Source organism: Actinomadura sp. GTD37 (assembly GCF_041951365.1).
In the GTDB taxonomy this organism is placed as follows: Bacteria; Actinomycetota; Actinomycetes; order Streptosporangiales; family Streptosporangiaceae; genus Spirillospora.
In genome coordinates this window covers 194,808-221,097 of the sequence record NZ_JBGNUS010000003.1, presented here as the reverse complement: position 1 = coordinate 221,097, position 26,290 = coordinate 194,808, and the positions used below count along the sequence as shown (strand labels likewise).

Genomic DNA, 26,290 nt, shown 5'->3' with positions numbered 1-26,290 from the left:
CCCGTGCCGGACGGTGCTCTCAAGCCGACTCGGGCTCGCGCACCGCTTCCGGCGCGTTCTCGTAGAACTGCCGCGACCAGCGGCGGAACCGCGCGTAGTGCTCCTCTTCGCCGCCGGCGAAGGGCGGGTGCTCGACGTACCGCTGGTTCTCCCAGATCGCGAAGTCCCTGCGGATCTGGCCCTTCTGGAACTCGATCATCCGGGCGGCCGTGCCGGTCGGCTCGGCGTCCTCGCTGCCCGGCTCCCGGGAGCAGGTGATCGTGTCGAAGAGCTGCGAGTGCTCGCGGTCGACGGGGGTCGTGGCGGTGAGCTGGGAGGTGATGAAGCCGTTGAGGACGAACCGGGCGTTCGACAGGCCGAGGCCCCACGCCTCGGTCTCGATCTCGCCGGTGAGCGGGCCGTCGGGGGTCAGCCAGGTCGACTCCTTGCCGTGCCCGAACACGAACCCGGTGCGGGTGTGCAGGAAGTGCCCGTCCTCCTCCCACAGCAGCGGCTTGCCGGGCTGGCCGGCGCCGTGGACCCACATGAAGTGGTAGTAGTCCGGGGTGTTCTCGACCGGGGACTGCGGGATGATCTTCCGGATGCCGATGTGGTCGGCGCCCTGCGGGTAGATCGGGTAGCAGCCCGCGGTGTCCTTGAACTCCCGGATCCCGGGCCACTCCCACCAGGGGGCCCGGCCGAACGAGTCGTACCAGACGAGGATGAGGCCGTCGATCTCCCGGGTCCGCCACGCGTCGAGGCTGACGCGGCGCGTCTCCTCCGGCGCGTAGGGGATCTGCTCCAGGGCGCCCTCCGGCGTCCACAGCCAGCCGTGGAACGGGCACTCGATGCACTCGCCCTTCACCGTGCCGCCGTACCCCAGGTGGGCCCCGAGGTGGCCGCAGTAGGCGTCCAGCAGGGCCACCTCGCCCTCCTCCGTACGGAACAGGACGAGGTCCCGGTCGAAGTACTTCACCGGGCGCACGTCTCCGGCGGCGAGCTCGGCCGTGTACCCGATCTGGTACCAGCCGGTCGGGAAAACGTCGTACGGCCAGTCCTTCATGCGCACTCTCCGATCGTCTGTAATCAACCGTCTGGTTGGTAATGTAGGCAAGCCGCAGGTCCGCGTCAACCTTTGCGACGGATGGCTGTAAAACTGACCATTGAGGGCGTGGGAACCCAGGTCACGGCACCATGGCACCGTTTGCGTTATTCAACCGCCTGGATGGTTATCCGGTCGGTGGAGAAGATCGCGGCGGCCGTGCGGTCAGAGCGTCTCGCCGCCGTCGATGCCGACGGTCTCGCCGGTGATGAAGCCGCAGGCGTCGCCCGCGAGGAACGCCACGAGCGCGGCGAGCTCCTCCAGTTCGCCGGCACGGCCGGCGGGCACCCGGCGGAGCATCGCCTTCAGCGTCCCCTCGTCCTCGAACTGGGGCCTGCTCATCGCCGTCTCGAAGTGACCGGCGGCCACCGCGTTCACCGTGACCCCGTAGCGGCCCCACTCGCGCGCCAGCGAGCGGGTCAGCTGCACGAGGCCGCCTTTCGCCGTGTCGTAGCCGACGGTGTACGGCACGGTGCGGCGGACGACGTTGGAGGCGATGTTCACGACGCGCCCGTAGCGGCGCTCGATCATCCCGGGCCCGAAGACGCGCAGCAGCCGGATGGCGCCTCCGAGATGGACCGCGAGGATGTCGTCCCACTCCTGGTCGGTGATCGCCTGCTCCCATCCGGGCAGCGCGGCCTCCTTGCCGGGCAGCGGCACGAACGGCTTGTACAGCACCGTCCCGGCGTTGTTCACGACGACGCTGACCGCTCCGAGCCGACCCTCGATCTCCTCGCGGGCGTCTTGGACGGCCTGCGTCGAGGTGACGTCGGTCCGGAGGGCGAGCGCCCGCACACCGCAGGAGCGGGCCTCCTCCGCGACGGCCTCCACTTCGGCGAGCGAGCGGGCGAGGACGGCCACGTCGGCGCCGTCGGCGGCCAACCGGAGCGCGACCGCGCGGCCGAGCCCGCGCCCGCCGCCGGTGACCACGGCGACCCTGCTGCGCTCAAGCCCCATCGTTCCTCCTCGTGCGCGGTCCGGCCGGCGGGCCCGGCGCGGCTACCACAGGCTGCTCTCGTGGCGCACCACGAGCGCCCGGTGGATCTCCCTGAGCCGGGCGGCCGGCTTCCCGGAGCGCAACTGCATGGCCTTCGCGCGCCGGAAGTGGTGGTGGAGCACATGCTCGGTCGTGGTGCCGACGCCGCCGTGGACCTGCGCGGCGGTGAGCACGGCGGACGTGTACGAGCGGCCGGCGGCGAACAGCGCCACGGCCCCGATCGCCGTCGCGTCCTCTCCCGCGTCCGCGCGGGCCAGCGCGTCGTTGCAGGCGAGCCGCGCCGCGTCGGCCGCGATCGCGATGCGCGCCGCGTGGTGGCGCACCGCCTGGAACGCGCCGATCACCTGGCCGAACTGGGTGCGTTCGAGGGCGTAGGACACCGTGCGCTCCAGTACCGCTTCGCAGCCGCCCACCATCGAACTCGCCCGCAGGAGGCCGGCGCGGGCGAGGGCGTTCTCGGCGGTCGCCGGAGTGATCTCGACGAACCGGGCGGAGCCCGGCGCCGGCGCGAAGCCGTCCAGGTCGAGGCGGGCCATGCGCTCGTTGTCGATGCTCGGCACGGCGGTGCTCCGGCCGTCGAGCCCGCCGCGGCCCATGACGGCGCACAGCCACGTGCCCGCGTCCGGGACGGGCGCCAGGAGGACGACGTCCTCGCTCTGGCCGAGCCATTCCACGATGGCCGGCCCGCCGGAGAACCGGTAGCCGCCGTCCGCCGCCGCCGCGCTCAGCGTGCGGTCCGGCGGCGCGATCAGCGCGGCGGGCGTGCCCTGCGCGATGCGGGCGAGCACGTCGTCGAAGCGGTCGCCCTGGTCGAGGCCGAGCAGGGCGACCGCGGCGCGGGCGGACTGCAGGAGCGGCGAGGCGAAGGCGGCGCGGCCGCACTCGCGGGCGACGACGGCCGCGTCGGCGAGCGTCCCGCCGCCGCCGCCGACGCGCTCCGGGAGGTTGACGCCCGCCCAGCCGAGGTCGCGCAGCTGCTTCCAGCGCTCTCGGTCGTAGCCGTCGTCGGACTCCTCCTGGAGGTTCAGGTAGGCGTTGTCCACGAAGTCGTCGAAGTAGGCGCGCACCGACTCGGCCAGCAGCGCCTCGTCCTCGGTCAGGTCGGTGTCGGTCAGGGCCGTTCTCACTCGGTCTCCTCTCGCCGGGCACCGGGATGCCCGTGTTCCGCTCCGGACGGGCGACGGCCCGCACCGCCGCTCTCCTCGCGCGGAGCGGACGCAGTGGAGCACCGCGAGTATAGCCAACCAACCGGTCGATTTGGTACCTCGGTGGAGCCGACCGCGGCGCACACCCTCGGACGGGCCGGACCTCGAAGGCGTGCGCCGGGCGGACGAGTGTTACTCAGAGATCCGGTCGGGTAAGAGGCGTCGCCGGGCCGCGCTCCTTCCCGGGTCGGGCATCGGCCGCGGGCCGGTCAGCGGTTGAGGGCGCCCAGGTCGACGGGCAACTGCGCGCCGGTGATGTACCGGCCCTCGTCGGACGCCAGGAACGCGACCATGTTCGCGATGTCCTCCGGCTCGACCATCGAGTAGGGCAGGGCCGGCATGTAGAGGGGGCCCAGCAGCGGGGCCCCTTCCAGCAGCTCGTTCAGCGCGCCGCCGGTCATTCCCGTCCGGACGCCGTGCGGGTGGATCGTGTTGACGCGGATGTCGTGCTCTCCCAGCTCATTGGCCAGGACCTTCGCCAGCCCGACGACGCCGTGCTTGGAGCTCGCGTAGTGCGCCAGGAACGGCAGCCCCTTCAGGCCCGCCACCGAGCTGGTGATGATGACCGAGCCGCCCTGGCCCTGCTCGACGAGCGTCGGGACGGTGGCCTTGACCGTCTTCCACACCCCGGTGAGGTTGGTGTCGATGACGTCCTGCCATTGGTCCTCGTCCAGCTCCCAGGTGCGCCCGTAGTTGACGATCCCGGCGTTGGCGACGACCACGTCCAGCCGGCCGAGCTCCGCCACGCCGTCCCGGACGGCCGCCTCCAGCTCGCCCAGGTTCCGCACATCGGCCCTGCGCGCCACGACGCGCCGCCCCTGGGCCTTCACCAGTTCGGCGGTCTCGTCCAGATCGGCCTGCGTGGAGGCCCCGTAGCGGACGAACCCGCTCGCCGGGCCCGCGATGTCGGTCGCGATGACGTCCGCGCCCTCGGCGGCCAGCCGGACGGCCTCCGCCCGCCCCTGCCCCCGCGCGGCACCGGTGATGAAAGCGACCTTGCCCGTCAGACGTCCCATGGGTTCCCTCCACGTTTGCCTTGGCCCGGCGGCATGGCGGACGCCCGCGGAACGCGCTGACCGCCGCCGATGAGCCGGGCCGGTATGTAGTACGAGCATGATCGCACCGGATGCCGGACCGGCTCGCTCGGCGGACGCGGCGCATCGCGCCACTCAGCGCCGCCGGGCACGTCAGGCATCAGAAACCGACTGACCGGATGGTCGATTCGTCACCGCCCCCGGCACCGTGCCCGACGTCCGACTTCTGCGCGGATTCCCACGACGACCACTTGTCACCAACCAGATAGTTGATTATAAAGAGGCGACGGGCCCGTCGGGGCACGGCGTGCGGGACGAGGACCGGAGGGTCGCGTGGACCTGGGGCTGACTGCCGAACAGCGCGATGTCGCGGCGGCCTTCGAGCATGTGCTCGACCGGGAATCGTCCATCGAGCGCGTGCGAGCCGCCGAGGACGCGGGCTTCGACCCGGCGCTGTGGAAGGCGCTGTCGGCGATGGGCGCGGTCGGCGCGGCCGTGCCCGAGGCCGCCGGCGGCAGCGGGCACGGCGTCCTGGAACTCGGTTTCCTGACCGAGAGCCTCGGACGGCACCTGGCCTGCGCTCCCCTGGTGGAGGCCGCGACGGCGGCGATGCTGCTGGCGGACGCCTCCGGCCAGGACGAGACGCTGGCGCAGATCCTGGCCGGAGGCGCGCCGGTCGTGTTCTGCCCGCGGCCCGCGGTCGACGGCACCGCGATCCTCGTACCCGGTGGGAGCGAGGCGCAGGCGGTCGTCGCTCTCGACGGGGACCGGCTCGTCCTCGCCCGGGGGGCGCCGCCGGAGGCGCCGGGGGACCTCGGCTTCGCGGCCTGCGCCGACCGTCCGCTCAGCGGGGACGCCGTCGAGCGGACGGTCGTCGCGGACGGCGAGCGCGCGGAGCGGCTGTGGCGGAGCGCGCTGGGCCGCTGGCGGCTGGGCACGGCGTCCGCGCTGGTCGGCGTGGCCGACCGGGCGCTCGCGACGGCGGTCGACTACGCCAAGGCGCGGGAGCAGTTCGGGGTCCCGATCGGGTCCTTCCAGGCGATCCAGCACTCGCTGGCCCAGATCGCCATGGCGGTGGACGGGGCGCGTCTGCTGGCGCGGGAGACCGCGTGGCGCCACGACAACGCGGACGGCGGGTGGCGCGACGCGGCGGACATCGCGTTCGCGCACGCCGCCGAGACCGCCGTCCGGTCCGCCGAAACGTGCCTCCACGTGCACGGCGGCTACGGCTACGCGCTGGAGTACGACGCCCAGCTCTACCTGCGGCGGGCGAAGGCGCTCCAGCTCCAGGCCGGCGACCCAGAGGTGATCTGGGAGTCGATCGGCGCCGCGACCATGAGGAGGGTGCGCTGATGGACTTCGCCGCCGACCGCGAGACCGAGTCCCTCAGGGCGGAGGTGCGCGCGTTCGTTCGCGAGCACCTGACGTCCGACGTGCGCGAACGGGTCGCGTCCACGGGCGACTACCACGACCGGGAGTTCCACACGGCGCTCGCCGAGCGGGGATGGGTGGGCGCGCACTGGACGGTCGAGGAGGGCGGTCGCGGCTTGGACCGCGCCAAGACCGACGTCGTCTACGAGGAGCTGGCCTCCGCGGGCGCCCCGACCGAGGGCCTGGCGATCACCCAGATCGTGGGCGAGGCCGTCCGGCGCGTCGGGACCGCGGAGCAGCGGGAGCGGCTGCTCGCGCCGATCTGCCGCGGCGAGCTGGTGCTGGCCCTCGGCTACACCGAGCCCGGCTCGGGCTCGGACCTGGCCTCCGTCCGCACGCGGGCGGCCCGCGACGGCGCGGGATGGGTCGTCGACGGCCAGAAGATCTTCACCACGCTCGGCAACGTCGCGGACTACGTCTTCCTCCTCGCCCGCACCGACCCGGACGCGCCGAAGCACGCGGGGCTCACGACCTTCCTGGTCCCGACCGCCTCCGCGGGCTTCTCGGCGGCGCCGATCCTGACGCTGAGCGGCCAGCGGACCAACGTCACCTACTACTCCGGCGTCCGCGTCGGCGACGACGCCCGGGTCGGCGAGGTCGGGCAGGGCTGGGAGATCGTCAACGTCGCCCTCGCCTTCGAGCGCGGCGGCGAGTTCGCGGCGCAGCTGCGCCGGCTCGTCGACGCCGCGGTGGCGTGGGGCCATGACGAGGAACGCGGGGACGAGACGCGGTTCCGGGGCCGGCTCGGCCGGGCGGTCGCGTCCGCCGAGGTCTCCCGCCTGCTCGGCGTCCGGGCCTCGTGGTCGCGGGGCAGCGCCGAGGCGGGCGCCGTCGAAGGGGCGATGGCCAAGGTCTACGGCACCGAGGCCCTGCTCCGCGAGAGCCGGTCCCTGCTCGACGCGACCGGCGTCCAGGGGGTCCGGAACCGCGGCACGGCCGGGGCCGCGGCCGGCGGCGAGCTCCAGCACCTCTACCGGGAGTCGCAGATCGCGACGATCTACGGAGGCACCTCGGAGGTCCTGCTCACGCTCATCGCCCAGCAGCGCCTCGGGCTGCCGCGCGGGCGGCGCCGACCTCCCCCGTAGCTCGGCGGCGGGACACGCGGCAGTGGTCAAGGCGTTCGGACAGGGAAGCCGGCTCAGCGAGGGGACACGGATGGGCATGTCGGAGTTCGACTGGAACCTGGCCACGGTGTGGGAGACGATCGCCGAAGAGATCCCGGACGCCCCCGCCCAGGTGCACGGCGAGCGGACGTTCTCGTGGGCCGATTTCGAGCGGCGCTCGAACGGCCTGGCCGCCGCCCTGCTGGACGGCCGGGCGAGCAGGGACGACCGGGTCGCGCTGTACCTGCGCAACAGCCCGGAGTACATGGAGGTCCAGCACGCGGCCTTCAAGATCGGGATTCCCGCGGTCAACACCAACTACCGCTACCGGGACGAGGAGCTGCGCTACCTCTTCGACGACGCCGACGTGACGTCCGTCGTGTTCCACGGCTCCTTCACCGAGACCATGGAGGGCATCCGGGAGACGTCGCCCCGGCTGCGGCGGCTCGTCCACGTCGACGACGGGACCGAGCCCTGCCCAGACTGGGCCGTCCCGTACGAGCAGGCGGCCGCCTCGGCGGACGGCCCGGTGCGCTCGCCGTGGGGACGCGGCGGCGACGACCTGTTCCTGCTCTACACCGGCGGCACGACCGGGATGCCCAAGGGCGTCATGTGGCGGGTCGAGGACATGCTGCGCCAGGTCAACGACGTCGCCGGGGCGTCCTTCGACCTCGACGAGGGGGTCGCCGGCATCCGCGCCGCCCTCACCCGGTCCGGCCCGGCGCACGTGTCCTGCAGCCCGCTGATGCACGGCAGCGGCTGGTTCGGGGCGGCCATCGCGATGCACCAGGGCGGCAGCGTCGGGTCGCTCGCACGGCCGGGCCTGGACGCGGCGGAACTCCTCGACCTGATCGACCGCCTCGGGGTGTCCAGCCTCACCATCGCCGGCGAGGTGTTCGCCCGCCGGATCCTGGCGACGCTCGACGAGTACCCCGGCCGCTGGGACAGCACGTCCATCCGGCACGTCCTCACCTCGGGCGGCATGCTGAGCGAGGCGAGCAAGCGCGGGCTCCTGGAGCACTGGCCGCAGTCCTCGATACTCGACGGGTTCTCGTCGTCCGAGGGGTTCGGCATGGGCTGGTCGGTGGCCACCAAGGACGACGTCCCGCCCACCGGAAGGTTCAGGCCAGGGGCCGGGCTGCGCGTCCTGGACGAGGACGGCCGGCCGGTCGCCGCGGGCTCCGGAACCGTCGGCAGGCTCATCGTGAGCAACAGGCTGCCCCTCGGCTACTACAAGGACCCGGAGAAGAGCGAGCGCACCTTCCCGGTGATCGACGGCGTGCGGTCGGCGGTCCCCGGCGACCACGCCGTCGTCCTGGCGGACGGCTCCATCCAGCTGATGGGCCGTGACTCCCTCTGCATCAACTCCGGCGGCGAGAAGGTCTTCACCGAGGAGGTGGAGTCCGTCGTCCTGGACCACGAGGCGGTCGCCGACGTCCTGGTCGTCGGCGTCCCCGACCCGGAATGGGGCCAGGTCGTGGCCGCCGTCGCCAGCCTCGCGCCGGGACGGTCGCTCACCGCCGCCGACGTGATCGCGCACGTGAAGGACCGGCTCGCCGCCTACAAGGCGCCGAGGCGCGTCGTCTTCGTCGACATGGTCCCCCGCGGCCCCAACGGAAAGCCCGACTACCCCACCGCCCGGGAAATGGTCACCGGCGCGGACAGCACAACGCGCCTTCGCTGAACTGCCGATTACGGACTTCCCAAAATGATCGGCGGGAGAGTCTTATCCGTCCGCTATTTCTGCGGCGCCCGGCGACCGACCTGGGCACTCGCGAAATGCGTTGGCCATTCCGCTACCGCCTGAGGCAGCATGGGAGAACGGCGGCGTGGAGGGCGGGTGGCTGTGCTGGGGGTACGGGGCGGCTCCGGGGACGGCCAGTCGGACCGGCGGCGGGCGGTTCTGCTGGCACTGCGCTATTACTGGGACGTACTGCGCCGCCAGTGGCGTATCTCGGTTCCGGCGATGACCTTGCCGGCGCTCGGGAATACGTGCCTTTTCTACCTGACGCCGCTGGTGGTGGCCGCACTGGTGGGGCAGCTGGCCGGCGGCGGGGAAAGCGACCTCGCCGCGCTCGCGCCCTACGTCCTCGGCTTCGCCGGCCTCATGCTGGCGGGCGAGGCGCTGTGGCGGGTGGGGCTGCACTTCCTCAACCGGACGGACGGCCGGGGAATCGAATGGCTGGCCATCACCGGCATGGACGAGTTGCTCGCCAAGGACACCGCGTTCTTCCACGAGAACTTCGCCGGTTCGCTGACCAAACGGATACTGAGCTTCTCCGGCGGATTCGAGAGCTTCGCCGACACCCTCACTTTCTCGGTCGTGGCCAACGTGATCCCGTTGTCCTTCGCCTCGGTGATCCTCTGGCGGTACCACCCGCTCCTGGTCGTCGTCCTCGTGGGACTGATCGTCCTCACCGGGCTGCTCGTCGCCCCGTTCATCCGCCGCCGGCAGGCCCTGGTGGACGCGCGCGAGGCGGCCAAGGTGCGGGTGTCGGGCCACGTCGCCGACGTGCTGACCAACATGGAGACGGTCCGCGCGTTCGCCGCCGAGGAGCGGGAGGCCGCCGAGTTCCGCGGCCGGGTCGTCGAGCAGCACCGCCTGTCGCTGCGCTCCTGGGACTACGGCAACCTGCGGGTCGACACGATCGTCGCTCCGATGTCGGTCCTGACCAGCGCCCTGGGGCTGCTCGTCGCGGTGGCGCTGCGCGGCGGGCTCGGGGTGGAGGCCGTCGTGGTGACGTTCTCCTACTACACCAACGCGACGCGGATCATGTTCGAGTTCAACCAGATCTACCGGCGGATCGAGAGCACGCTCACCGAGAGCGCGCAGTTCACCGAGTTGCTCCTGATGCCGCCGTCCGTCGTCGACCCGCCCGACCCGCAGCCGCTGCGCCCGGCCGACGCCGCGGTCCGCTTCGAGCGGGTGCGCTTCGCGCACGGCGCCGGCCCGCCCCTGTTCGAGGGCCTGGACCTGGACATCCCCAGCGGCGCCAAGATCGGCCTGGTGGGACGGTCCGGCGGCGGCAAGACCACCCTCACCCGGCTGCTGCTGCGCCTCATGGACGTCGACGGCGGCCGGATCCTCGTCGGCGGCCAGGACATCGCGCGGCTGCGGCAGAGCGACCTGCGCGACCTGATCGCGTACGTCCCGCAGGAACCCGCGATGTTCCACCGGTCGGTGCACGACAACATCGCCTTCGCCCGGCCGGGCGCCACCGAGACGGAGATCCTCCAGGCCGCGCGGGCGGCGCACGTCACCGAGTTCGCCGGGAGCCTCCCGGACGGGTTCGACACGCTGGTCGGCGAGCGGGGCGTCAAGCTCTCCGGCGGGCAGCGGCAGCGCGTCGCCCTCGCCCGCGCCATCCTCCGGGACGCCCCGATCCTGCTGCTGGACGAGGCGACCAGCGCCCTGGACTCGGAGAGCGAGCTGCTCGTCCAGGAGGCCCTGTGGCGACTGATGCGCGACCGCACCGCCCTCGTCGTCGCGCACCGCCTGAGCACGGTCGTCCGCATGGACCGCCTGGTCGTCCTCGACCGGGGCCGCGTCCTCGAAGACGGCTCCCACCGGGAACTCCTCCAGTCAGCGGGCCCTTATGCCCGGCTCTGGCACCACCAGTCCGGCGGCTTCCTCACCGATGAGGCCGCTCTGGACGCGCCGAGCGGGAAAAATGGTTCGGCAGGGGCGCGTTCGGGTTGATAGCTTTCCCGGAGCCGTGACATCACGCGAGGAGGTGAAACCCATGAACGCTGTACGAACGTGGGTGCTCCCCTCGTCGGCACGGTCGGGCGATTGACGTAGGGGTCGCCGGGAGCGCCTCACCATCGAGGAACTCCCGAAAGGCAACACCTATGCATTCTGTGCTTTTCACCACGCGGGCATCGTCGAATGGCGTCCTCGAACGCGACTTCACCGTGGGCGACGTCCCCGGTGTGCTCTGGTCGCCCGCGTCCGGCTCCGCTCACGCCCCGCTGGTGCTGATGGGCCACGGCGGCGGGCTGCACAAGAAGACGCCCGCGCTCGCGGCCCGCGCCCGCGCCACCGTGACCGCCCACGGCTTCACCGTGGTCGCCATCGACGCGCCCGGACACGGCGACCGTCCGCGCACGGAAGAGGACGAGCGGGCCCGCGCCGACCTCAAGCAGGCCATGGCGGCGGGCGACACCGAGCAGGTCGCGTCGATCACCGTCCGGTACGGCACCGCTCTGGCGGAGCGCGCCGTGCCGGAATGGCAGGCGACCCTGGACGCCCTCCAGCGGCTCCCGGAGATCGGCGCGGAAGCCCCGATCGGCTACGGCGGCGGCATCACGCTGGGCACCGGAATCGGGATACCGCTGACGGCGAGCGACCCGAGGATCGCCGCCGCGGTCTTCGGCGGCGGATTCGTCGTGCGGGACGCCCTGATCGAGGCGGCGAGGCGGATCACCGTCCCGGTCCAGTTCCTGCTCCCGTGGGACGACGAGCACGTCGACCGCCAGTCCGCGCTCGCGCTGTTCGACGCCTTCGCCTCGACGGAGAAGACGTTGCACGCCAACCCCGGCGATCACCGCACCATCCGCTGGGCCGGGCTCGACGACGGGTTCCTGGCCCGCCATCTCCGCCGGGCCGAGACGGCGCCGGCCTGACCTGACCGGTATCGGCGTCCGGCGGCGGCGCTCAGGCGCCGTCGCCGGGCGCGACCCGCAAGGCGAAGATGGTCGACCGGATCTGCCGGATCGTGCCGTCCAGGTCGTCCATCGCCTGTTCGAGCCGCACGGCCACGTCCGGGCTCCGCGTGATCGTCATTGTGCCCGTCAGCGTCATGGCGGTGGCGAACAGCCGCTGGATGACGGTGTCGTGCAGTTCCCCGGCGATGCGGTCGCGGTCCTCCAGCAGGGCCGGCCGCTCGGCGTCGCGGCGCCGAGCGGCCAGTTCCAGCGCGACCGCCACCTGCGCCGCGAAGGTCTCGACCAGCCGCTGCGCGGTGTCGCCGAACGGCCCGGACGCGGCCGTGCCGACCAGCGCCACCGCGCCGCGCGGCCGGGTCGCGCCCAGGGGCACGATGAGGAGCGGACCGGCCGCGACCTCCCCGGGCAGGTCGAGACCCCACCCGCCCGTCCGGGCCTCCGCCAGGCACAGCGAGACGCCGGTGCGGTGAACGGCGGCCGCGCCGGCGAGGGGGACGCGGAGGTCCGCCGGGTCGCCGTCGTGGACGCCGTCCGCGGCCGCCAGCGTGAGATCGTCCAGTTCGTCGGACAGCCACACGGTGGCCAGGGCGGCGCCGCCGATCCGGCGGGCGCCCCGCGCGACCAGGCCGGCGACCTCGCGGGCGTCGGCGCCGGACAGCGACGCCGTGATCACTTCCGCCAGAGCCTCGCGGCGACGCGCCTCCCCCTGCGGGTGGGCGTTCCCGGACGGTTCAGGGCGCTCGTCCTGGTTCAGCGGCCACAGCGCGAGGGTCCGCTCGACGACGGCGGTCATCGCGTGCACGGCCGCCGGGCCAGGGGGCGGGTCGGCCTGCCGCAGCACGGTCACCGCCGCTGGCCGCGGGTTCGACCGTGCGTTCCGTCCAGCGGTCATCGGCTCGGCGTCCGGCATGGAAGACCTCCCGGGGATCGGCTGCGGAGGGGCCCGCGCCCTTCTAGGACAGGCCGCCCGCCCGGGTTGTGACAGCGGCCCGGCGAATTCCGCGGGACGCGGCGGAACTGTCACAGAGCGGCGGACCGTCCTGTCATGCCTGGCGACCCGGAGCGCACCAGATGCCCTGGGGCGGTCAGAAAGGCGCTCGTCATGGAAGCCGAAACGAGACACCAGTGAATGATTCAGCGCAGCCGATGATCACTTCCGTGCGCGGCGCGACGCTCGAAAGCCTGCGTGCGCACCTCCAGTGGGCGATCGAGCTGGAACATGCGACCCTCCCGCCATATCTGTGCGCGCTCTATTCGCTCGACCCCGCGCGCAATCCGGACGCCGCCGGAGTGATGCGCGGCGTCTTCGCCGAAGGAATGCTGCGCATGGCGCTGGCGGCGAACCTGCTCAATGCCGTCGGCGGCAGGCCGCGAGTGGACACGCCGCGAATGCTGCCGCCTCATCCGCGCCCGCTTCCGCACGGCGACGGCTCGGTGGAACTGTCGTTGAGGCCATTCGGGCCCGCGGCGCTGGAGATGTTCCTGCGTGTCGAACGGCCCGCGCCCCCCGGAGGCGGGGGCCACCGGACCATCGGGCGGTTCTACGGCGCCGTCGAAGAGGAGTTGCGCCGGCTGTGCGCCGGACTCGGCGAACGCCTGGTCTTCCGCGGCGATCCGGCCCGGCAGGTCACCGCCGGGCGGCTGACCGCCGTCCGGGACCTGGCCTCGGCGCTGGCCGTGCTGAAGGAGATCGCCGGACGGAGCGAGGGCACCGCCCACGGCGGGGTCGCGCCCTACCACCGGTTCCTGGAACTGCGCGTCGGCCGGCGCCACCGGCGCGGTGACACCTCCCGATCGGGCCCCACCGGCGAACCCCTGCGCGTGGACTTCACCGGCGTGCATCCCATGAGGCCCGATCCTCGCCCGAGCGACCACGCTCCCACCAGCCCGATCCGCCTGGCCCAGGAGGAGTTCGACCGCACCTACTGCGCCGTCCTCCACCTGCTGGACCAGGCGTTCGACGGCAGCCCGGAGATGTTCGCGGACGCGACCGGCGCCATGAGCCAGCTGGAGGCGCAGGCTCGGGCCCTCATACGGGTGCCCGACGTGGGGGGCACGACCGCGGGCCTCACATTCGAGTACTTCCCGCCCGAACAGCGCCGCCGCCCGATCGGCCCGCGCCGCCGCGACGTCGTCCTGCGCGATGGCCACTCCGTCGTCCACGGCCGGGTCCCCCGGCGGCGCAACCGCGTGAACGTCGCGGACGGCGCGCTCACCCAGCAGGCATGAGAGAGGAGAGACCCATGAGCGACCAGGTCGATGTGGCGGTGGTGGGGCTGGGGCCCGGCGGCGAGTTCGCCGCCGGAGCGCTCGCCGAGGCGGGGCTGGACGTGGTCGGGATCGAGGCGGAACTCGTCGGAGGCGAGTGCCCCTACTGGGGCTGCATCCCCAGCAAGATGATGATCCGCGCGGGGAACGTGCTCGCCGAGGCCGGCCGCGTCCCGCGCCTGGCCGGTGCGGGGAAGGCGGTCCCCGACTGGAGCCGGGTCGCCGACCGCGTCCGGGCGGAGGCCACCGGCGGGTGGGACGACCGGACGGCCGCCGGACGCCTGGAGGCCAAGGGCGTGCGGCTCGTCCGCGGGACGGCGCGGCTCGCGGGCCCGCACCGGGCGACCGTGGGCGACCGCACGTTCCAGGCCCGGCGCGGCATCGTCCTGGCCGCCGGCTCCCGTCCGCGCGTCCCGCCGATCCCGGGCCTGGCCGCGACGCCGTACTGGACCAACCGGGACGCCATCGCGGCCGAGGAGGTCCCCGCGTCCATGCTCGTGCTCGGCGGCGGCGCGATCGGGGTGGAACTCGCCCAGGTCTTCGCCCGCTTCGGATGCGCGGTCACCATCCTGGAAGGTCAGGACCGGCCGCTCGCCCACGAGGAACCGGAGGCGGGGGAGCTGGCCGCGCGGGTGCTGCGGGCCGACGGCGTCACCGTGCGCACCGGCGTCCGAGCCGTCGAGATCGGCCATGACGGCACGACCTTCGAGGCCCTGCTCGGCGGCGGCCTGGAGCCGCTCCGGGCCGAACGCCTCCTGGTCGCGACGGGCCGCCAGAACGACCTGGCCGCCCTGGCCGTCGACACCGTCGGAATCGACCCCGCCGCGCCGGCCCTGCGCACGGACGGGCAGATGCGGGCCGGGGAGGGGCTCTGGGCGGTCGGCGACATCACCGGCCACGGCGCCTTCACCCACGTCGCGATGTACGAGGCGCGGATCGCCGTCCGCGACATCCTGGGCAGCCCCGGCCCGGACGCCGACTACCGGGCGCTGCCCCGCGTCACCTTCACCGACCCCGAGATCGCGGCCGTGGGGCTGACCGAGCGGCAGGCGCGCGACCAGGGCACACGGGTGCGCACCGGGCTGGCGCCGATCGCCTCGTCCGCGCGCGGCCTGATCCACGGGCCCGGCAACGCGGGGTTCGTCAAGCTCGTCGAGGACGCCGACCGCGGCGTCCTCGTCGGCGCCACCTCCGCCGGTCCGGCGGGAGGCGAGGTGCTGTACGGGCTGAACGTCGCCGTCCACACCGAGGTCCCCACCGGTCGCCTCAAGCACATGATCTACACGTATCCGACCTTCCACCGGACCGTGGAGGCCGCGCTGGACGCCCTCCGCTGACAGCGCGTCCGGCGCCGGGAGTCAGCCGCCGGACGCCGCCTGGTCGAGGTCGGCGAGCGCGGTCTTCAACTCGGCGCGCCCCTTGACGCCGAGCTTCAGGAAGACCTTGCGGAGGTGGTACTCGGCGGTGCGCGCGCTGACGAAGAGCCGCGCGCCGATGTCGCGGTTCGTCAGCCCCTCGCGGGCCAGGCGCGCCACGTTGAGCTCCTGCTCGGTGAGCCGCGCCGCCGTCCCGGGCGCGCGGACGCGCGGGGCCTCGCCGATCGCGCCCAGTTCCCGCGCGGCGCGCTCGGCGAACCCGTTCAGGCCGCAGCGGGACAGCACCTCGTGCGCGGTCCGGAGCTGCTCGCGCGCGTCGGCGTCCCGGCGCGCGCGGCGCAGCTCCTCCCCGTACAGCAGGCGGCAGCGGCCCACCATGATCGGAATGAGCTCGTCCTCGAAGCGCCCGATCGCGTCCAGGTAGCGGGCCTCGGCCTCGGCTCCCTCCTGGAGCTGCGCCTTGGCCATCTCCAGGACGGCGATCGCCCAGTTGGTCCCCACCGGACGCGTGACGCCCGCCAGCTGCTCGAACGCCTGCTCGGCGAGGTCGCGCTCACCGGTGTGGACGGCGGCCTCCACGAGTTCGAGCAGCGTGCGCATCGCGTGGTTCAGCTCGCGGGTGTACGGCAGCTCGCGGCGTCCGGACTCCACCGCCTCGGCGAAGCGCCCGAGACCGTTGTAGAGGATGGCCTCCGCGAAGTTGACGGCGCTCAGCCCGTAGCCCTCGCCGCGCGCGTTCGCGTCGGCGCGGATGCGCTCCGCCCAGCGCTCCGCCTCGCCCGCCTGCCCCCGGTACGCCGCGAGGAACATCCGCCCGTACTGCGGCAGCGGGTTGCCGGTGACGTCCTTGATGGCGTCGATCTCGTCGCAGGACGCCTCCGCCGCGTCGAGGTCGCCGTCGACCGTCTGCGCCAGCATCAGCAGGCTCAGGGCGATCGGCAGCACCGTCACGACGCCCGCGGCGCGGGCCAGCTCGACCTGCCGGTCGGCGAGCGCGCGCAGCGACCGGGCGTCCCAGAGGTCCTGCGCGGCGCGGGAGGCGAACCACATCCAGTGCAGTTCGAGCGCGTCGGGGGCCTCGTCGAGGAACGCCCGCTGCGCCCGGCGCAGGGTCTCGATGGCGGCCTCCTGCCCCTTCGCCGCGAGCAGCGCCTGGCCGCGCAGGATCAGGTCCCGCGCGCGGCCGGAGTCCTCTCCGCCGGTCGCGTCCAGGATGGCGTTCGCGACGGCGGCCACCTGCTCGGCGTCGCCGAGCCTGCCGCCGTAGACCGCGGCCGTCAGCGCCTCGATGTAGGTGTCGCGGGCGAGCACCGGGTCGAGCCCTTCGAGCCGCTGCGCGGCGGCGAGCAGCAGCCGCGGCCCGCTGCTGTCGCGGCGCTGCGCGTATCCGGCGCGGGCGCGCAGCCGGGCGACGAGCGCCTCCTCCAGCGGCGTGAGCGGATGGGCGGCGGCGATGTCGAGCAGGCTCAGCGCCGCCGCCGGGGCACCCGCGTCGTGCTTGGCCTCGGCGGCCGCGATCAGCCGCCGCGCACGCCGTCCGGGCGCCGGCGTCAGCTCCGCCGCCCGCTCCAGGAACGCGCCCGCCGCCGCCGCGCCGCCGCGGGTCCGCGCACGGGCCGCGGACCGTTCGAGGGCCGCGGCGACCTCCTCGTCCGGGAGCAGCGTCGCGCTGGCCCGGTGCCAGGCCCGGCGGTCCGGGTCCTGCTCGGCGCCGGTGGCGCCGGCCAGCGCGCCGTGGACGCGGCGGCGGTCGTCCGGCGAGGCCGCCCGGTAGACGGCGGACCGCACGAGCGGATGGCGGAAGCCGACCCGCGCGCCGACGACGAGCGCGTCGGCGTCCTCGGCGGCGTCGACGTCGCCCGGCCCCAGCCCCAGCGCGGTGCTCGCGCGCCGCAGCAGCCCGGGATCGCCGGTCGGGTCGGCGGCCGCCAGCAGCAGCAGGAGGCGCGCCGACCCGGGCAGCGGTTCCAGTTGGGCGACCAGGCTCTGCTCGATGCGGCTCTCCAGCGGCATCGAACCGGTGAGGGCGAACCCGCCGGCGATCTCGGCCGGGCTCAGCGCCCTCGGCAGTTCCCGCAGCGCCAGCGGATTGCCGCGCGCCTCGGCGATCAGCTGGTCGCGGACCCGCCCGTCCAGGCCGCCGGGCGTGGCGAGGCGCAGCAGTTCGCGCGCGTCGTGGTCGCCCAGCCCTTCGAGGACCAGCTGCTCCAGCCCGGCGAACGCGTCGCCGACCGTCCGCATGACGAGGACGACGGCGATCCCCTCGGCGTCGAGGCGGCGGGCGGCGAACGCGACGACCCGCGCCGACGCCTCGTCCAGCCACTGGGCGTCGTCGACGACGCACAGCAGCGCCCCGTCCCCCGCGGCCTCGGTGAGCAGCCCGAGCAGGGCCAGCCCGACGAGGAACGGGCTCGGCGCGGCGGCGCGGCGCAGCCCGAACGCGGCCTCGATCGCCTCGCGCTGCGGGGCGGGCAGGCTCCCGGCCGAGCCCATCATGTGCCCGCACAGCTGGTGGAGGCCGGCATAGGCCAGCTCCATCTCCGATTCCGACGCGACGGTGCGCTCGACCCGGACGCCGCCGCGGGCGGCGGCGCGCGCCGCCGTCCGGTCCAGGAGGGCGGTCTTGCCGACGCCCGCCTCGCCGGAGACGACCAGCGCACCGCTGCGGCCGGCGCGGGCCCGTTCGACCAGGGCGTCCAGTTCGGCCAGCTCGAGAACGCGTCCCCGCAAGGGCACGGCTTCGGTCACGGTGTCACCTTCGCGGGGTTCTTCGACGATCGGAGTCTTCGCCGCCGAAACTCTATGCGGAGAACCGCCGGTGCGGCCGCGCCGGATCCCCGCCTGCCGGAGTGACGAGGATCACAAGTGCGCAAGGGACGCCGGGCGGACCGCGAGGGATTGGATATTGCATCAGATGAACGATCCATCCCGGTCCGACCGGGATGCGGGGGGGCGGCGGGTGTTGGTGACGTGACGGACGGCGAGCCCGGGAACAGGTCCCCGCTCCTGGGCAGGCAGGCGGAGTGCGCCGCCCTCGAACGGCTGCTCGCGGACGCCCGCCGCGGCGAGAGCCGGGCGCTCGTGCTGCGCGGCGACGCGGGCGTCGGCAAGTCGGCGCTGCTGGAGCACCTCGTCGCGCGGGCGGCGGACTTCCAGGTCGCGACCGCCCTCGGCGTTCAGTCGGAGATGGAGCTGCCGTTCGCGGCCGTCCACCAGTTGTGCGCGCCGATGCTGCCTCTCCTCGACGCCCTGCCGGAGCCGCAGCGCGACGCGCTCGGCACCGCGTTCGGGATGCGCCCGGGTCCCGCGCCCGACCAGTTCCTCATCAGCCTCGCCGTGCTCAGCCTGCTCGCGCAGGCCGCCGACGAGCGCCCGCTCGTCTGCGTCGTCGACGACGCGCAGTGGCTCGACCGCGCCTCCGCCCAGGTCCTCGTCTTCGTGGCCCGCCGCCTCCTCGCCGAGAACGTGGCCTGCGTGTTCGCCGTCCGCGACGCCGGGGACGGCGACGTCCTGCCGGGCCTCCCGTCGCTGGAGGTCGGCGGGCTGCCCGACGCCGACGCCCGGACGCTCATCGGCGGGGTCGCCGCGGGCCCGCTCGACGAGCGGGTGCGCGACCGCATCCTGTTCGAGGCGCGCGGCAACCCGCTCGCCCTGCTCGAACTGCGGCGCGCCGCGTCGCTCGGCGGATACGCGGCCGGGGCGGGCGGGCAGTCGCTGTCGGGCCGGCTGGAGGACGGCTTCCAGCGGCGGCTGGGCGGTCTCACCGCCGACGCGAGGATGGTGCTGCTGCTGGCCGCCGCCGAACCTCTCGGCGAGCCGGTGCTGCTGTGGCGCGCCGCCGCCGCGCTCGGCCTGGACGCCGCGGCGGCCGACGAGGCCGACGAGCTGGTCGACTTCGGCCACCGGGTGCGGTTCCGGCATCCGCTCGTGCGGTCCGCGGTGTACAACGGGGCCGCCGCGGGCGAGCGCAGGCGGGCCCACCGGGCGCTGGCCGAGGCCACCGACGCCGCCGCCGACCCGGACCGGCGGGCCTGGCACCGCGCGCACGGCGCGGCGGGCCCGGACGAGGACATCGCGGCCGAACTGGAACGCTCCGCCGGGCGCGCCCTGGCCCGCGGCGGCCTGGCCGCCGCCGCGGCCTTCCTGGAGCGGGCGGTCGGCCTCACCCCCGGCCGCCGGCGCCGGGCCGAGCGGGCCTTCGACGCGGCCCGGGCCATGTACCTGTCCGGCGCGCCCGACGCCGCGCTGGCGCTGGTGGCGGTGGCCGAGTCGGGCCCGGCGGACGAACTCCGCCACGCCAAGGCCGACGCCCTGCGCGTCGAGATCGCCCTGACCTCGAACACCGGCATCACGGGGCCCGCGCTCCTCCTGGAGGCCGCCCGGCGGCTCGCGCCGCTCGACGCCGCCCTGTCCCGCGACACCTATCTGCAGGCCCTCGCCGTGGCGGTCGCCGTCCTGCCCGGCTGGGACGCCGTCGCCGAGGTCGCCGAGGCCGCCCGGGACGCGCCGCCCGCGCCCGCGCCGCCCCGCCTCACCGACCTCGCCCTCGACGCCTTCGTCCCGTTCCACGCGCGGGGGACCGCGGCGGCCGCCCCCGCCCTGCGGCGCGTCATCGCCGCCGCCCTGGACGAGGAGTCCGACCGCGCCGAACGGCTCCGGTACCTGTGGGCGGTCAACTTCGCCGCCATGATCCTGTGGGACGACCACGCCTGCCACGAGGTGGCCGGCTACTACCTCCGCCTCGTCCGCGACTCGGGCGCTCTCGCCATGCTGCCCGTGGGGCTCACCAACTCCGTGCTGCTGCATCTGCTGCAGGGCGACCTGGCGCAGGCCGAGGCCCTCGACGAGGAGGCGAAGGCGCACGCCGCCGCCGCGAACGCCCGGTCCACCACGGGGGGCTCGGTGCAGCTGCGGGGCGACCTCGGCCTGGCGGCATGGCGGGGACGGCGCGAGGAGACCGAGCGTCTCGCGGAGACCATCACGCGGGAGGGGGCGGCCAGCGGCGAGGTGCGGACGGCCGAGATGTGCGATTGGGCCAGGTCCGTCCTCTACAACGGGCTCGGCCAGTACGAGAAGGCGCTGGAGGTGGTGCCCCGGGCGACCGTGCCGGACGGAGGCGCCGTCCACTGGGCGCCCCTCGAACTGATCGAGGCCGCCGTGCGCACCGGCCGCCCCGACCTGGCCGCCGAGGCGCTGGAACGGCTCTCCCGCGCCGCGCGGGCGGGCGGCGCGGACTGGGGCCTCGGCCTGGAGGCCCGCTGCCGCGCGCTGCTCAGCGGGGGCGAGGCGGCCGACCGCCTCTACCGCGAGGCCGTCGACCGGCTCGGCCGGACCCGGATGCGGCCCGACCTCGCCCGCGCCCACCTGCTCTACGGCGAGTGGCTGCGCCGGGAACGCCGCCGCGTCGACGCCCGGGAGCACCTGCGCACCGCCCACGACCTGTTCACGGAGATCGGCATGGGGGCGTTCGCCGACCGGGCCGCCCGCGAGCTCCTCGCGACGGGCGAGACCGCCCGCAAGCGGACCGTCGAGACCACGGCGCAGCTCACCCCGCAGGAGACGCAGATCGCCCGGCTCGCCCGCACCGGCCTCACCAACAAGGAGATCGCCGCGCGCCTGTACGTGAGCCACCGGACGGTCGAGTACCACCTGAGCAAGGTGTTCGCGAAGCTCGCGATCACCTCGCGCCACCAGCTCGAACGCCTGCCCTGACACGTCCCGCAGGGCGGTCGAGGCTCCGCGTTCGGGGCAGAATGCCTGCATGACTCGGACTGTGAACCTGCCCGGCGGTACCGCACTGCCGTTGATCGGCTTCGGAACCTGGCAGCTGGAGCCCAAGACGGCGTACGAGTCGGTGCGCGCGGCACTCGATATCGGTTACCGGCATGTCGACACCGCAACGCTGTACCAGAACGAGGCGGACGTCGGCAGAGCCGTGATGGACAGCGGCGTGGGCCGGGAGGAGGTCTTCGTCACCACCAAGCTGCGCCCGCAGGACGCGCGGCACGCCCGCCGCACCCTGGAGTCGAGTCTCCGCCTGCTCGGCACCGACTACGTGGACCTCTGGCTGATCCATTGGCCGACCGGCGAGGACGAACTCGTCCCGACATGGCGGGACCTGGTGTCGGCGAAGGAGGCGGGGCTGGCCCGCAACGTCGGGGTGAGCAACTACAGCCCGGCGCAGATCGACCTGCTGGCCGAGGCCACGGGGCAGCGGCCGGCGGTCAACCAGATCCCGTGGAGCCCGGCGCAGCACGATCCGGCGCTGCTGGACGAGCACCGCCGCCGCGGGGTCGTCGTCGAGGGATACAGCGGCCTGAAGAACACCGATCTGCGCGATCCGGTCCTCACCGAGATCGCGCAGCGGTACGGCGTCACCGCCGCCCAGGTCGTCCTGCGCTGGCACCTGGAGCACGACATCGTGATCCTCCCCAGGTCGGCGCGCCGGGAGCGCATCGCCGCGAACTTCGACCTGGAGGGCTTCGACCTCACGAAGGAGGACGTCGCCGCAATCGACGCCCTCGCCTGAGCATCGGGCCGGGGGGCGGGGGCGCCTGCGCTTCCGGGATCGTCCGGCGGGCGGGGAAGTAGCCTTGGGCGGTGTTCTCGCCTCAAGGACCGTCCCCGCGCGAACTGGCGATCCAGGCCATGTCGTCGGTCGAGCACGGCTACGACCTGCTCGCTCCGAAGTTCGACCGCACGCCCTTCCGCACCCCCGACGGCATTCTCGACGCGACCGCCGGGGCGCTGCGCCCGCTCGGGCCGTTCGGGGACGGGCTGGACGTGTGCTGCGGCACCGGCGCGGGCATGCGGGCCCTCCGGCCCCTGTGCCGGGGACGGGTCGCGGGCGTCGACTTCAGCACCGGCATGCTCGCCCGGGCGCGCGGGGCGCACCCGGACGCCGAGTGGGTCCGCGCCGACGTCCGGGCTCTGCCGTTCGCCGGCGCCTTCGACCTCGCGGTCACGTTCGGGGCGCTCGGGCATCTGCTGCCCGCCGAACGTCCCGCGCTCTTCGCGGGGGTGCACCGCGCGCTGCGGCCCGGCGGGCTGTTCGCCTTCCCGCTCGGCGCGCCGCCGCCCCTCGCTTCGGGCTGGTACTGGGCGCTGCTCGGGTTCGACGCGGCCATGCGGGTGCGGAACGCCTTGTGGCGTCCTCCGTTCGTCATGTACTACCGCACCTGCCCGCTGAGCGCGGTCCGCGACGACCTGGCGGCTGCCGGGTTCACCGTGACGACGACCCCGTTGGCTCCCCTGGGGCGGCGTCAGGACGACAGCCCGCGCTACCGGCTCGTCCTCGCGCGCAAGCCCGGCGGGAGTTGAACACGGTTCAGAAGGTGATGGCGACCTTGCCCCGGGCGTGGCCGCCCGCTAGGTAGCGGAGCGCGTCGGGGATCTCGGTGAACGGGTAGGTCCGGTCGATGACGGGGACGATCTGCTCCTTCTCCAAGAGTTCCGCCAGGAACCGGAGGTCGCCGGCGTTGGGCTTCCAGCTGACGGCGGCGATGCGCCGCCTGACGAACGGCGAGGTCAGGGCGCCGCGGACTATCTGCCCCGCCGGGCCGAGCAGCCCGCCGCGCGGCGAGGCGATGCCGCCCACGATCACGAGCGTGCCGCGCGGGGTCAGGGGGCGCCGCAGCCGCGCCAGTGACCGGTCGCCCACGATGTCCATGAGCAGGTCGTACCGTCCCTCCCGCGTGGTGAAGTCGTCGCGGGTGTAGTCGACGACGTCGTCCGCGCCCAGGGAGCGGACCAGCTCGACGTTGCGGGTGCTGCACACGCCGGTGACCTCGGCCCCGAACGTCTTGGCGAGCTGGACGGCGAACGTGCCGATGCCGCCCGACGCGCCGTTGACGAGGACGCGCTGCCCGGCGGAGATCCCGCCGACGTCCCGCAGACCTTGCAGCGCGGTGTGCGCGGCCATCGACACCGACGCCGCCTGCGCGAAGCCGAGGCCGGCGGGCTTGACGGCCAGCCTGTCCCGCGGGACGGCGACGGCCTCGGCGAACGAGCCCAGCCGGACCTCCCCGAAGACCTCGTCGCCGGGACGCAGCCCGGTCACTCCGTCGCCGACCCGCTCGACCACGCCGGCGAGGTCGGCGCCGGGGATCAGGCCGGGCTTCGGCCGCCGCAGGCCGACGCTGAGCCGCACCAGCTTCGGGTCGGCGCCGACGTGCCGCCAGTCGTAGGGGTTGACGGAGGCGGCCCGCACCCGGACGAGCACCTCGTCCCGTGCGATGGCGGGTTCGTCCATGTCCTTGAGGGTCAGCACGTCGGGCGGTCCGTAGCGGTCCCAGCTCCAGGCTCTCATCACGGCTTCCCTTCCCGGCACGGCGTCGTACGCCGTAAGGTTGTCATACGCCGTAAGGTAATCGTACGGCGTAAGGCAGTCAAGGGTCCGGCGCCAGTGAGGCCGGTGGCAGGGAGCGATGGGACGGGCGCGCTCAGCCGCGCGCGGCAAGGGTCAGGAACCGGCGGCGCGGCGCCGCTCCAGCCCCTCCAGGATCAGGTCGAGCGCGAACTCGAACTCGAACTGGTCGTCGCAGAAGCTCAGGGTGCCGCCCGGATCGTCGTGGAGGGCGTCCGCCAGCATCCCGACGATGCTCGGGTACCGCTCGGCCATCTGCTCCATCATCGCGGCGGCGGCGTCGTTCGCCGTCTGAGCGCCGTCGGGCTGGAACAGCTCCTGGGTGAACCCGAGGGCGCGGCTGCCCAGGACGTGCAGCGCCCGGTGCGCCAGCTCGTAGGAGAACCCGCCCGCCCGCAGGAGGGCGACGACGTGGTCGAGGTACCCGATGACCTCCGGGCTCGCGTCGGTGCGGGTTCCGAGCAGCCGTGGGGCCCAGCGGTGGCGCAGCAGCACCTGGCGGGCGGCGAGGATCCGCGCGCGCAGCGCCGCCTGCCAGTCCTCTTCCGGGGACGGCGCCTCGACCTCGTCGACCGCCGCCATGATCTCCCCGAGGACCACCTCGACGACGCCGTCGAACACGGCCTCCTTGTTGGCGACGTGGTGGTACAGCGACATCGCCTCGACACCGAGCTCCTGCGCGAGCCGCCGCATGGTGAGCGAGTCGAGCCCGTCGCGGTCGGCGAGCCCCGCGGCCGCGCGCAGCACCCGCCGCCGGCTCAGCGGAACGCGGGGCTGCTCGGTCAGCTCGTCGGCGCCGGTCCGTGGGGTCATCGGTCTTCCTCCCCGCGCAGCCTACCCGTACACGGTAAGGCGAACGCCCGGCGGACGAGGCCCCGCGGACGTCCCGGTGTACGGGACGTCCCTCGCGGCGCTGCTGGAGGCGGCCCTCGACTCCGGCGGCGACATCTCGCACCTGGAGACCGGGCGCCTCGACCGGCTCGACGCCTCCGTCAGCTGACCGGCACCAGGTCGGCGGCTTCGAGGATGGTCGTGGTGACCGCTTCCGGCTCGGAGACCGCGAGCGCGTGGGACGCGCCGAGGATCTCGCGGGTGCCGCGCGAGGACGCGCGCTCGGCCAGGAACTGCATCAGCGCGGCCGGGATGTTGCGGTCGAGTTCGCCGAAGACGAACCAGGACGGTGTGGTGCGCCACGCCGGCTCGTCCACCGACAGCGCTCCGGTCAGCGCGCGTTCGGTCACCGGGCGCTGGGTCGCCGCCATCAGGGCGGCCTGGCCGGCGTCGACGTCGGCGCAGAACTGGTCGTGGAACTTGTCGTCGGCGATGCGGAGCTCGTTGCCGCCGGAGGAGACCGGGTAGGACTCCAGCGCGGCGCCGAGCGTGCTGCCCTCGAACTTCTCGGACAGCTGGAACGCGGTCTCCTCCGGTTCGGGCGCGAAGCCCGCGACGTAGACGAGCGAGCGGACCGCCGGGACGCCGGCCGCCGCCTCGGTGATCACCATGCCCCCGTAGGAGTGGGCGACCAGGACGACCGGGCGGTCCAGCCCGGCGATCACGTCGCGGACGTAGGCCCCGTCGCCCGGGACGTCGCGCAGCGGATTGCCGACCGCGACGGCGTCCAGGCCGGCGGCGCGCAGCCGCTCGATCACGCCGTTCCAGCTCGCCGACTCCGCGAACGCGCCATGGACCAGGACGACGATGGGCTGTTCGCTGCTCATGAGTTCTCCTTCGTCAGGACCGCTTTGAGGACGTCGATGGCCTGCGCGGTGGCGGCCTTTGCGGCGTGGGTGTCGCGGACGGTGTTGAGCATCATGAAGTCGTGCAGGATGCCGTTGTAGCGGACGCTGGTGGTGGGGACGCCCGCCTCGGTGAGGCGGCGCGCGTACGCCTCGCCCTCGTCGCGCAGCACGTCGTTCTCATCCACGATCACAAAGGCGGGCGGGAGTCCGCGCAGGTCGTCCAGGGTGGCGCGCAGCGGGGACGCGGTGGCCTCCGTCCGCTGGACGGGGTCGGGGGCGTAGGAGTCCCAGTACCACTCCATCGCCTTCGCGGTCAGGTTCGGGCCGTCGGCGAACTCGCGGTAGCTGGCGGTGTCCTGCCCGGCGTCGGTCACCGGGTAGTACAGCGACTGCTGGACGAACCGCACGTCGCCGCGCCGCTTGGCCATGATCGCCAGCGCGGCGGTCATGTTGCCGCCGACCGAGTCGCCCGCGACGGCGAGGCGGGACGCGTCCAGCCCCTCGTCCGCGCCGTGCTCGGTGATCCACCGGGCGGTGGCGTACGCCTGCTCGATCGCGACCGGGTACCGCGCCTCCGGTGACCGGTCGTACTCCACGAACACGACGGCCGCGCCCGTCCCGGCGGCCAGTTCGCGGACGAGCCGGTCGTGCGTGCCCGCGTTGCCGAGGACCCACCCGCCGCCGTGCACGTACAGGACGACCGGCAGCGGACCGGACGCCCCGGCGGGCTTGACGATCCGCACCCGCACGTCCCCGACCTCGGCCGGCACCATGATCCACGTGTCGTCCGCGTCGGGCATCGGCACCGGCACGGCTTGCAGGTCGTCCAGGACCTTGCGGGCCGCCTCCGCGCCCACCTCGTACAGGAACGGCGGTTTGGACGTCGCCTCCGCGAACTCTTGCGCGGCGGGTTCCAGAATGTGGTTGCCCATGCGCCCCTCGCTTCCTCCCTGATTGGGCCGTTTCCCACCACTCTCGCCGGACGCGCGTCGCCCGGGACCAGGGTGAGGCACGTGCCCTACC

At 73.9% G+C, this 26,290-nt stretch carries 20 protein-coding genes; 10 read left to right on the top strand and 10 right to left on the bottom strand.

The window, feature by feature from the left end; all coding sequences use genetic code 11:
* Positions 1-19 precede the first annotated feature (19 nt).
* The 4 genes from ACA511_RS19390 to ACA511_RS19375 all read right to left on the bottom strand — a co-directional run bounded on the left by ACA511_RS19390 (position 20) and on the right by ACA511_RS19375 (position 4,299).
* Positions 20-1,042 (bottom strand): Rieske 2Fe-2S domain-containing protein, encoded by a 1,023-nt coding sequence (locus tag ACA511_RS19390; RefSeq protein WP_375025796.1) that lies wholly within the window; start codon positions 1,040-1,042, stop codon positions 20-22.
* Positions 1,043-1,246: 204 nt separating this feature from the next.
* On the bottom strand, positions 1,247-2,038 hold the full coding sequence (locus ACA511_RS19385) for an SDR family NAD(P)-dependent oxidoreductase (RefSeq protein WP_375025795.1): 792 nt from the start codon (positions 2,036-2,038) through the stop codon (positions 1,247-1,249).
* A gap of 42 nt (positions 2,039-2,080) precedes the next feature.
* Positions 2,081-3,205: an acyl-CoA dehydrogenase family protein gene (locus tag ACA511_RS19380; protein WP_375025793.1), complete on the bottom strand. Its 1,125-nt coding sequence runs from the start codon at positions 3,203-3,205 to the stop codon at positions 2,081-2,083.
* A gap of 287 nt (positions 3,206-3,492) precedes the next feature.
* Entirely contained in the window at positions 3,493-4,299 is an 807-nt protein-coding gene (locus ACA511_RS19375) for a mycofactocin-coupled SDR family oxidoreductase (RefSeq protein WP_375025792.1), read from the bottom strand.
* 351 nt (positions 4,300-4,650) lie between these two features.
* Between ACA511_RS19375 and ACA511_RS19370 the strand changes: the two genes are divergently transcribed.
* From ACA511_RS19370 to ACA511_RS19350, 5 genes are all read left to right on the top strand, one after another.
* Positions 4,651-5,670, top strand: coding sequence for an acyl-CoA dehydrogenase family protein (locus tag ACA511_RS19370; protein WP_375025791.1), 1,020 nt, complete (start codon positions 4,651-4,653; stop codon positions 5,668-5,670).
* Complete coding sequence (locus ACA511_RS19365) at positions 5,670-6,833, top strand: acyl-CoA dehydrogenase family protein (protein ID WP_375025790.1); 1,164 nt, start codon at positions 5,670-5,672, stop codon at positions 6,831-6,833. The genes ACA511_RS19370 and ACA511_RS19365 overlap by 1 nt, the downstream gene beginning before the upstream one ends.
* Before the next feature lie 70 nt (positions 6,834-6,903).
* On the top strand, positions 6,904-8,535 hold the full coding sequence (locus ACA511_RS19360; protein ID WP_375025789.1) for an AMP-binding protein: 1,632 nt from the start codon (positions 6,904-6,906) through the stop codon (positions 8,533-8,535).
* Positions 8,536-8,691: 156 nt separating this feature from the next.
* Positions 8,692-10,551: an ABC transporter ATP-binding protein gene (locus tag ACA511_RS19355; RefSeq protein ID WP_375025788.1), complete on the top strand. Its 1,860-nt coding sequence runs from the start codon at positions 8,692-8,694 to the stop codon at positions 10,549-10,551.
* Between the two features lie 152 nt (positions 10,552-10,703).
* Positions 10,704-11,477 (top strand): alpha/beta hydrolase, encoded by a 774-nt coding sequence (locus ACA511_RS19350; RefSeq protein ID WP_375025787.1) that lies wholly within the window; start codon positions 10,704-10,706, stop codon positions 11,475-11,477.
* A 31-nt stretch (positions 11,478-11,508) separates the two neighbouring features.
* Here the strand turns inward: ACA511_RS19350 and ACA511_RS19345 are convergent, their stop codons facing one another.
* A complete protein-coding gene (locus ACA511_RS19345; RefSeq protein WP_375025786.1) occupies positions 11,509-12,429 on the bottom strand; it encodes a histidine kinase in 921 nt (306 codons plus the stop codon).
* Between the two features lie 236 nt (positions 12,430-12,665).
* Here ACA511_RS19345 and ACA511_RS19340 point away from each other — a divergent pair, with 236 nt between their 5' ends.
* Entirely contained in the window at positions 12,666-13,748 is a 1,083-nt protein-coding gene (locus ACA511_RS19340; RefSeq protein ID WP_375025785.1) for a ferritin-like protein, read from the top strand.
* 14 nt (positions 13,749-13,762) lie between these two features.
* Positions 13,763-15,124 carry a dihydrolipoyl dehydrogenase family protein gene (locus ACA511_RS19335; protein WP_375025784.1) on the top strand — a complete coding sequence of 454 codons (1,362 nt, stop codon included), beginning with the start codon at positions 13,763-13,765 and terminating at the stop codon, positions 15,122-15,124.
* 21 nt (positions 15,125-15,145) lie between these two features.
* Here the strand turns inward: ACA511_RS19335 and ACA511_RS19330 are convergent, their stop codons facing one another.
* The gene (locus tag ACA511_RS19330) at positions 15,146-17,911 is read right to left on the bottom strand and encodes an AAA family ATPase (protein WP_375025783.1); all 2,766 of its coding nucleotides are present in this window, start codon (positions 17,909-17,911) and stop codon (positions 15,146-15,148) included.
* Between the two features lie 222 nt (positions 17,912-18,133).
* Between ACA511_RS19330 and ACA511_RS19325 the strand changes: the two genes are divergently transcribed.
* The 3 genes from ACA511_RS19325 to ACA511_RS19315 all read left to right on the top strand — a co-directional run bounded on the left by ACA511_RS19325 (position 18,134) and on the right by ACA511_RS19315 (position 22,483).
* Complete coding sequence (locus ACA511_RS19325) at positions 18,134-20,875, top strand: AAA family ATPase (RefSeq protein ID WP_375025782.1); 2,742 nt, start codon at positions 18,134-18,136, stop codon at positions 20,873-20,875.
* 49 nt (positions 20,876-20,924) lie between these two features.
* Complete coding sequence (locus ACA511_RS19320) at positions 20,925-21,692, top strand: aldo/keto reductase (protein ID WP_375025781.1); 768 nt, start codon at positions 20,925-20,927, stop codon at positions 21,690-21,692.
* A 71-nt stretch (positions 21,693-21,763) separates the two neighbouring features.
* Entirely contained in the window at positions 21,764-22,483 is a 720-nt protein-coding gene (locus ACA511_RS19315; RefSeq protein WP_375025780.1) for a class I SAM-dependent methyltransferase, read from the top strand.
* Between the two features lie 7 nt (positions 22,484-22,490).
* On the opposite strand, the gene ACA511_RS19310 is transcribed toward ACA511_RS19315, so the two are convergent.
* From ACA511_RS19310 to ACA511_RS19295, 4 genes are all read right to left on the bottom strand, one after another.
* Positions 22,491-23,471, bottom strand: a complete 981-nt coding sequence (locus ACA511_RS19310) for an NAD(P)-dependent alcohol dehydrogenase (RefSeq protein ID WP_375025779.1) — start codon at positions 23,469-23,471, stop codon at positions 22,491-22,493.
* 153 nt (positions 23,472-23,624) lie between these two features.
* Positions 23,625-24,341: a TetR/AcrR family transcriptional regulator C-terminal domain-containing protein gene (locus tag ACA511_RS19305; protein WP_375025778.1), complete on the bottom strand. Its 717-nt coding sequence runs from the start codon at positions 24,339-24,341 to the stop codon at positions 23,625-23,627.
* Positions 24,342-24,520: 179 nt separating this feature from the next.
* The gene (locus tag ACA511_RS19300; protein ID WP_375025776.1) at positions 24,521-25,246 is read right to left on the bottom strand and encodes an alpha/beta fold hydrolase; all 726 of its coding nucleotides are present in this window, start codon (positions 25,244-25,246) and stop codon (positions 24,521-24,523) included.
* A complete protein-coding gene (locus ACA511_RS19295) occupies positions 25,243-26,199 on the bottom strand; it encodes an alpha/beta hydrolase (RefSeq protein WP_375025775.1) in 957 nt (318 codons plus the stop codon). Before ACA511_RS19295 ends, ACA511_RS19300 begins: the two co-directional genes overlap by 4 nt.
* Between the last annotated feature and the right edge of the window lie 91 nt (positions 26,200-26,290).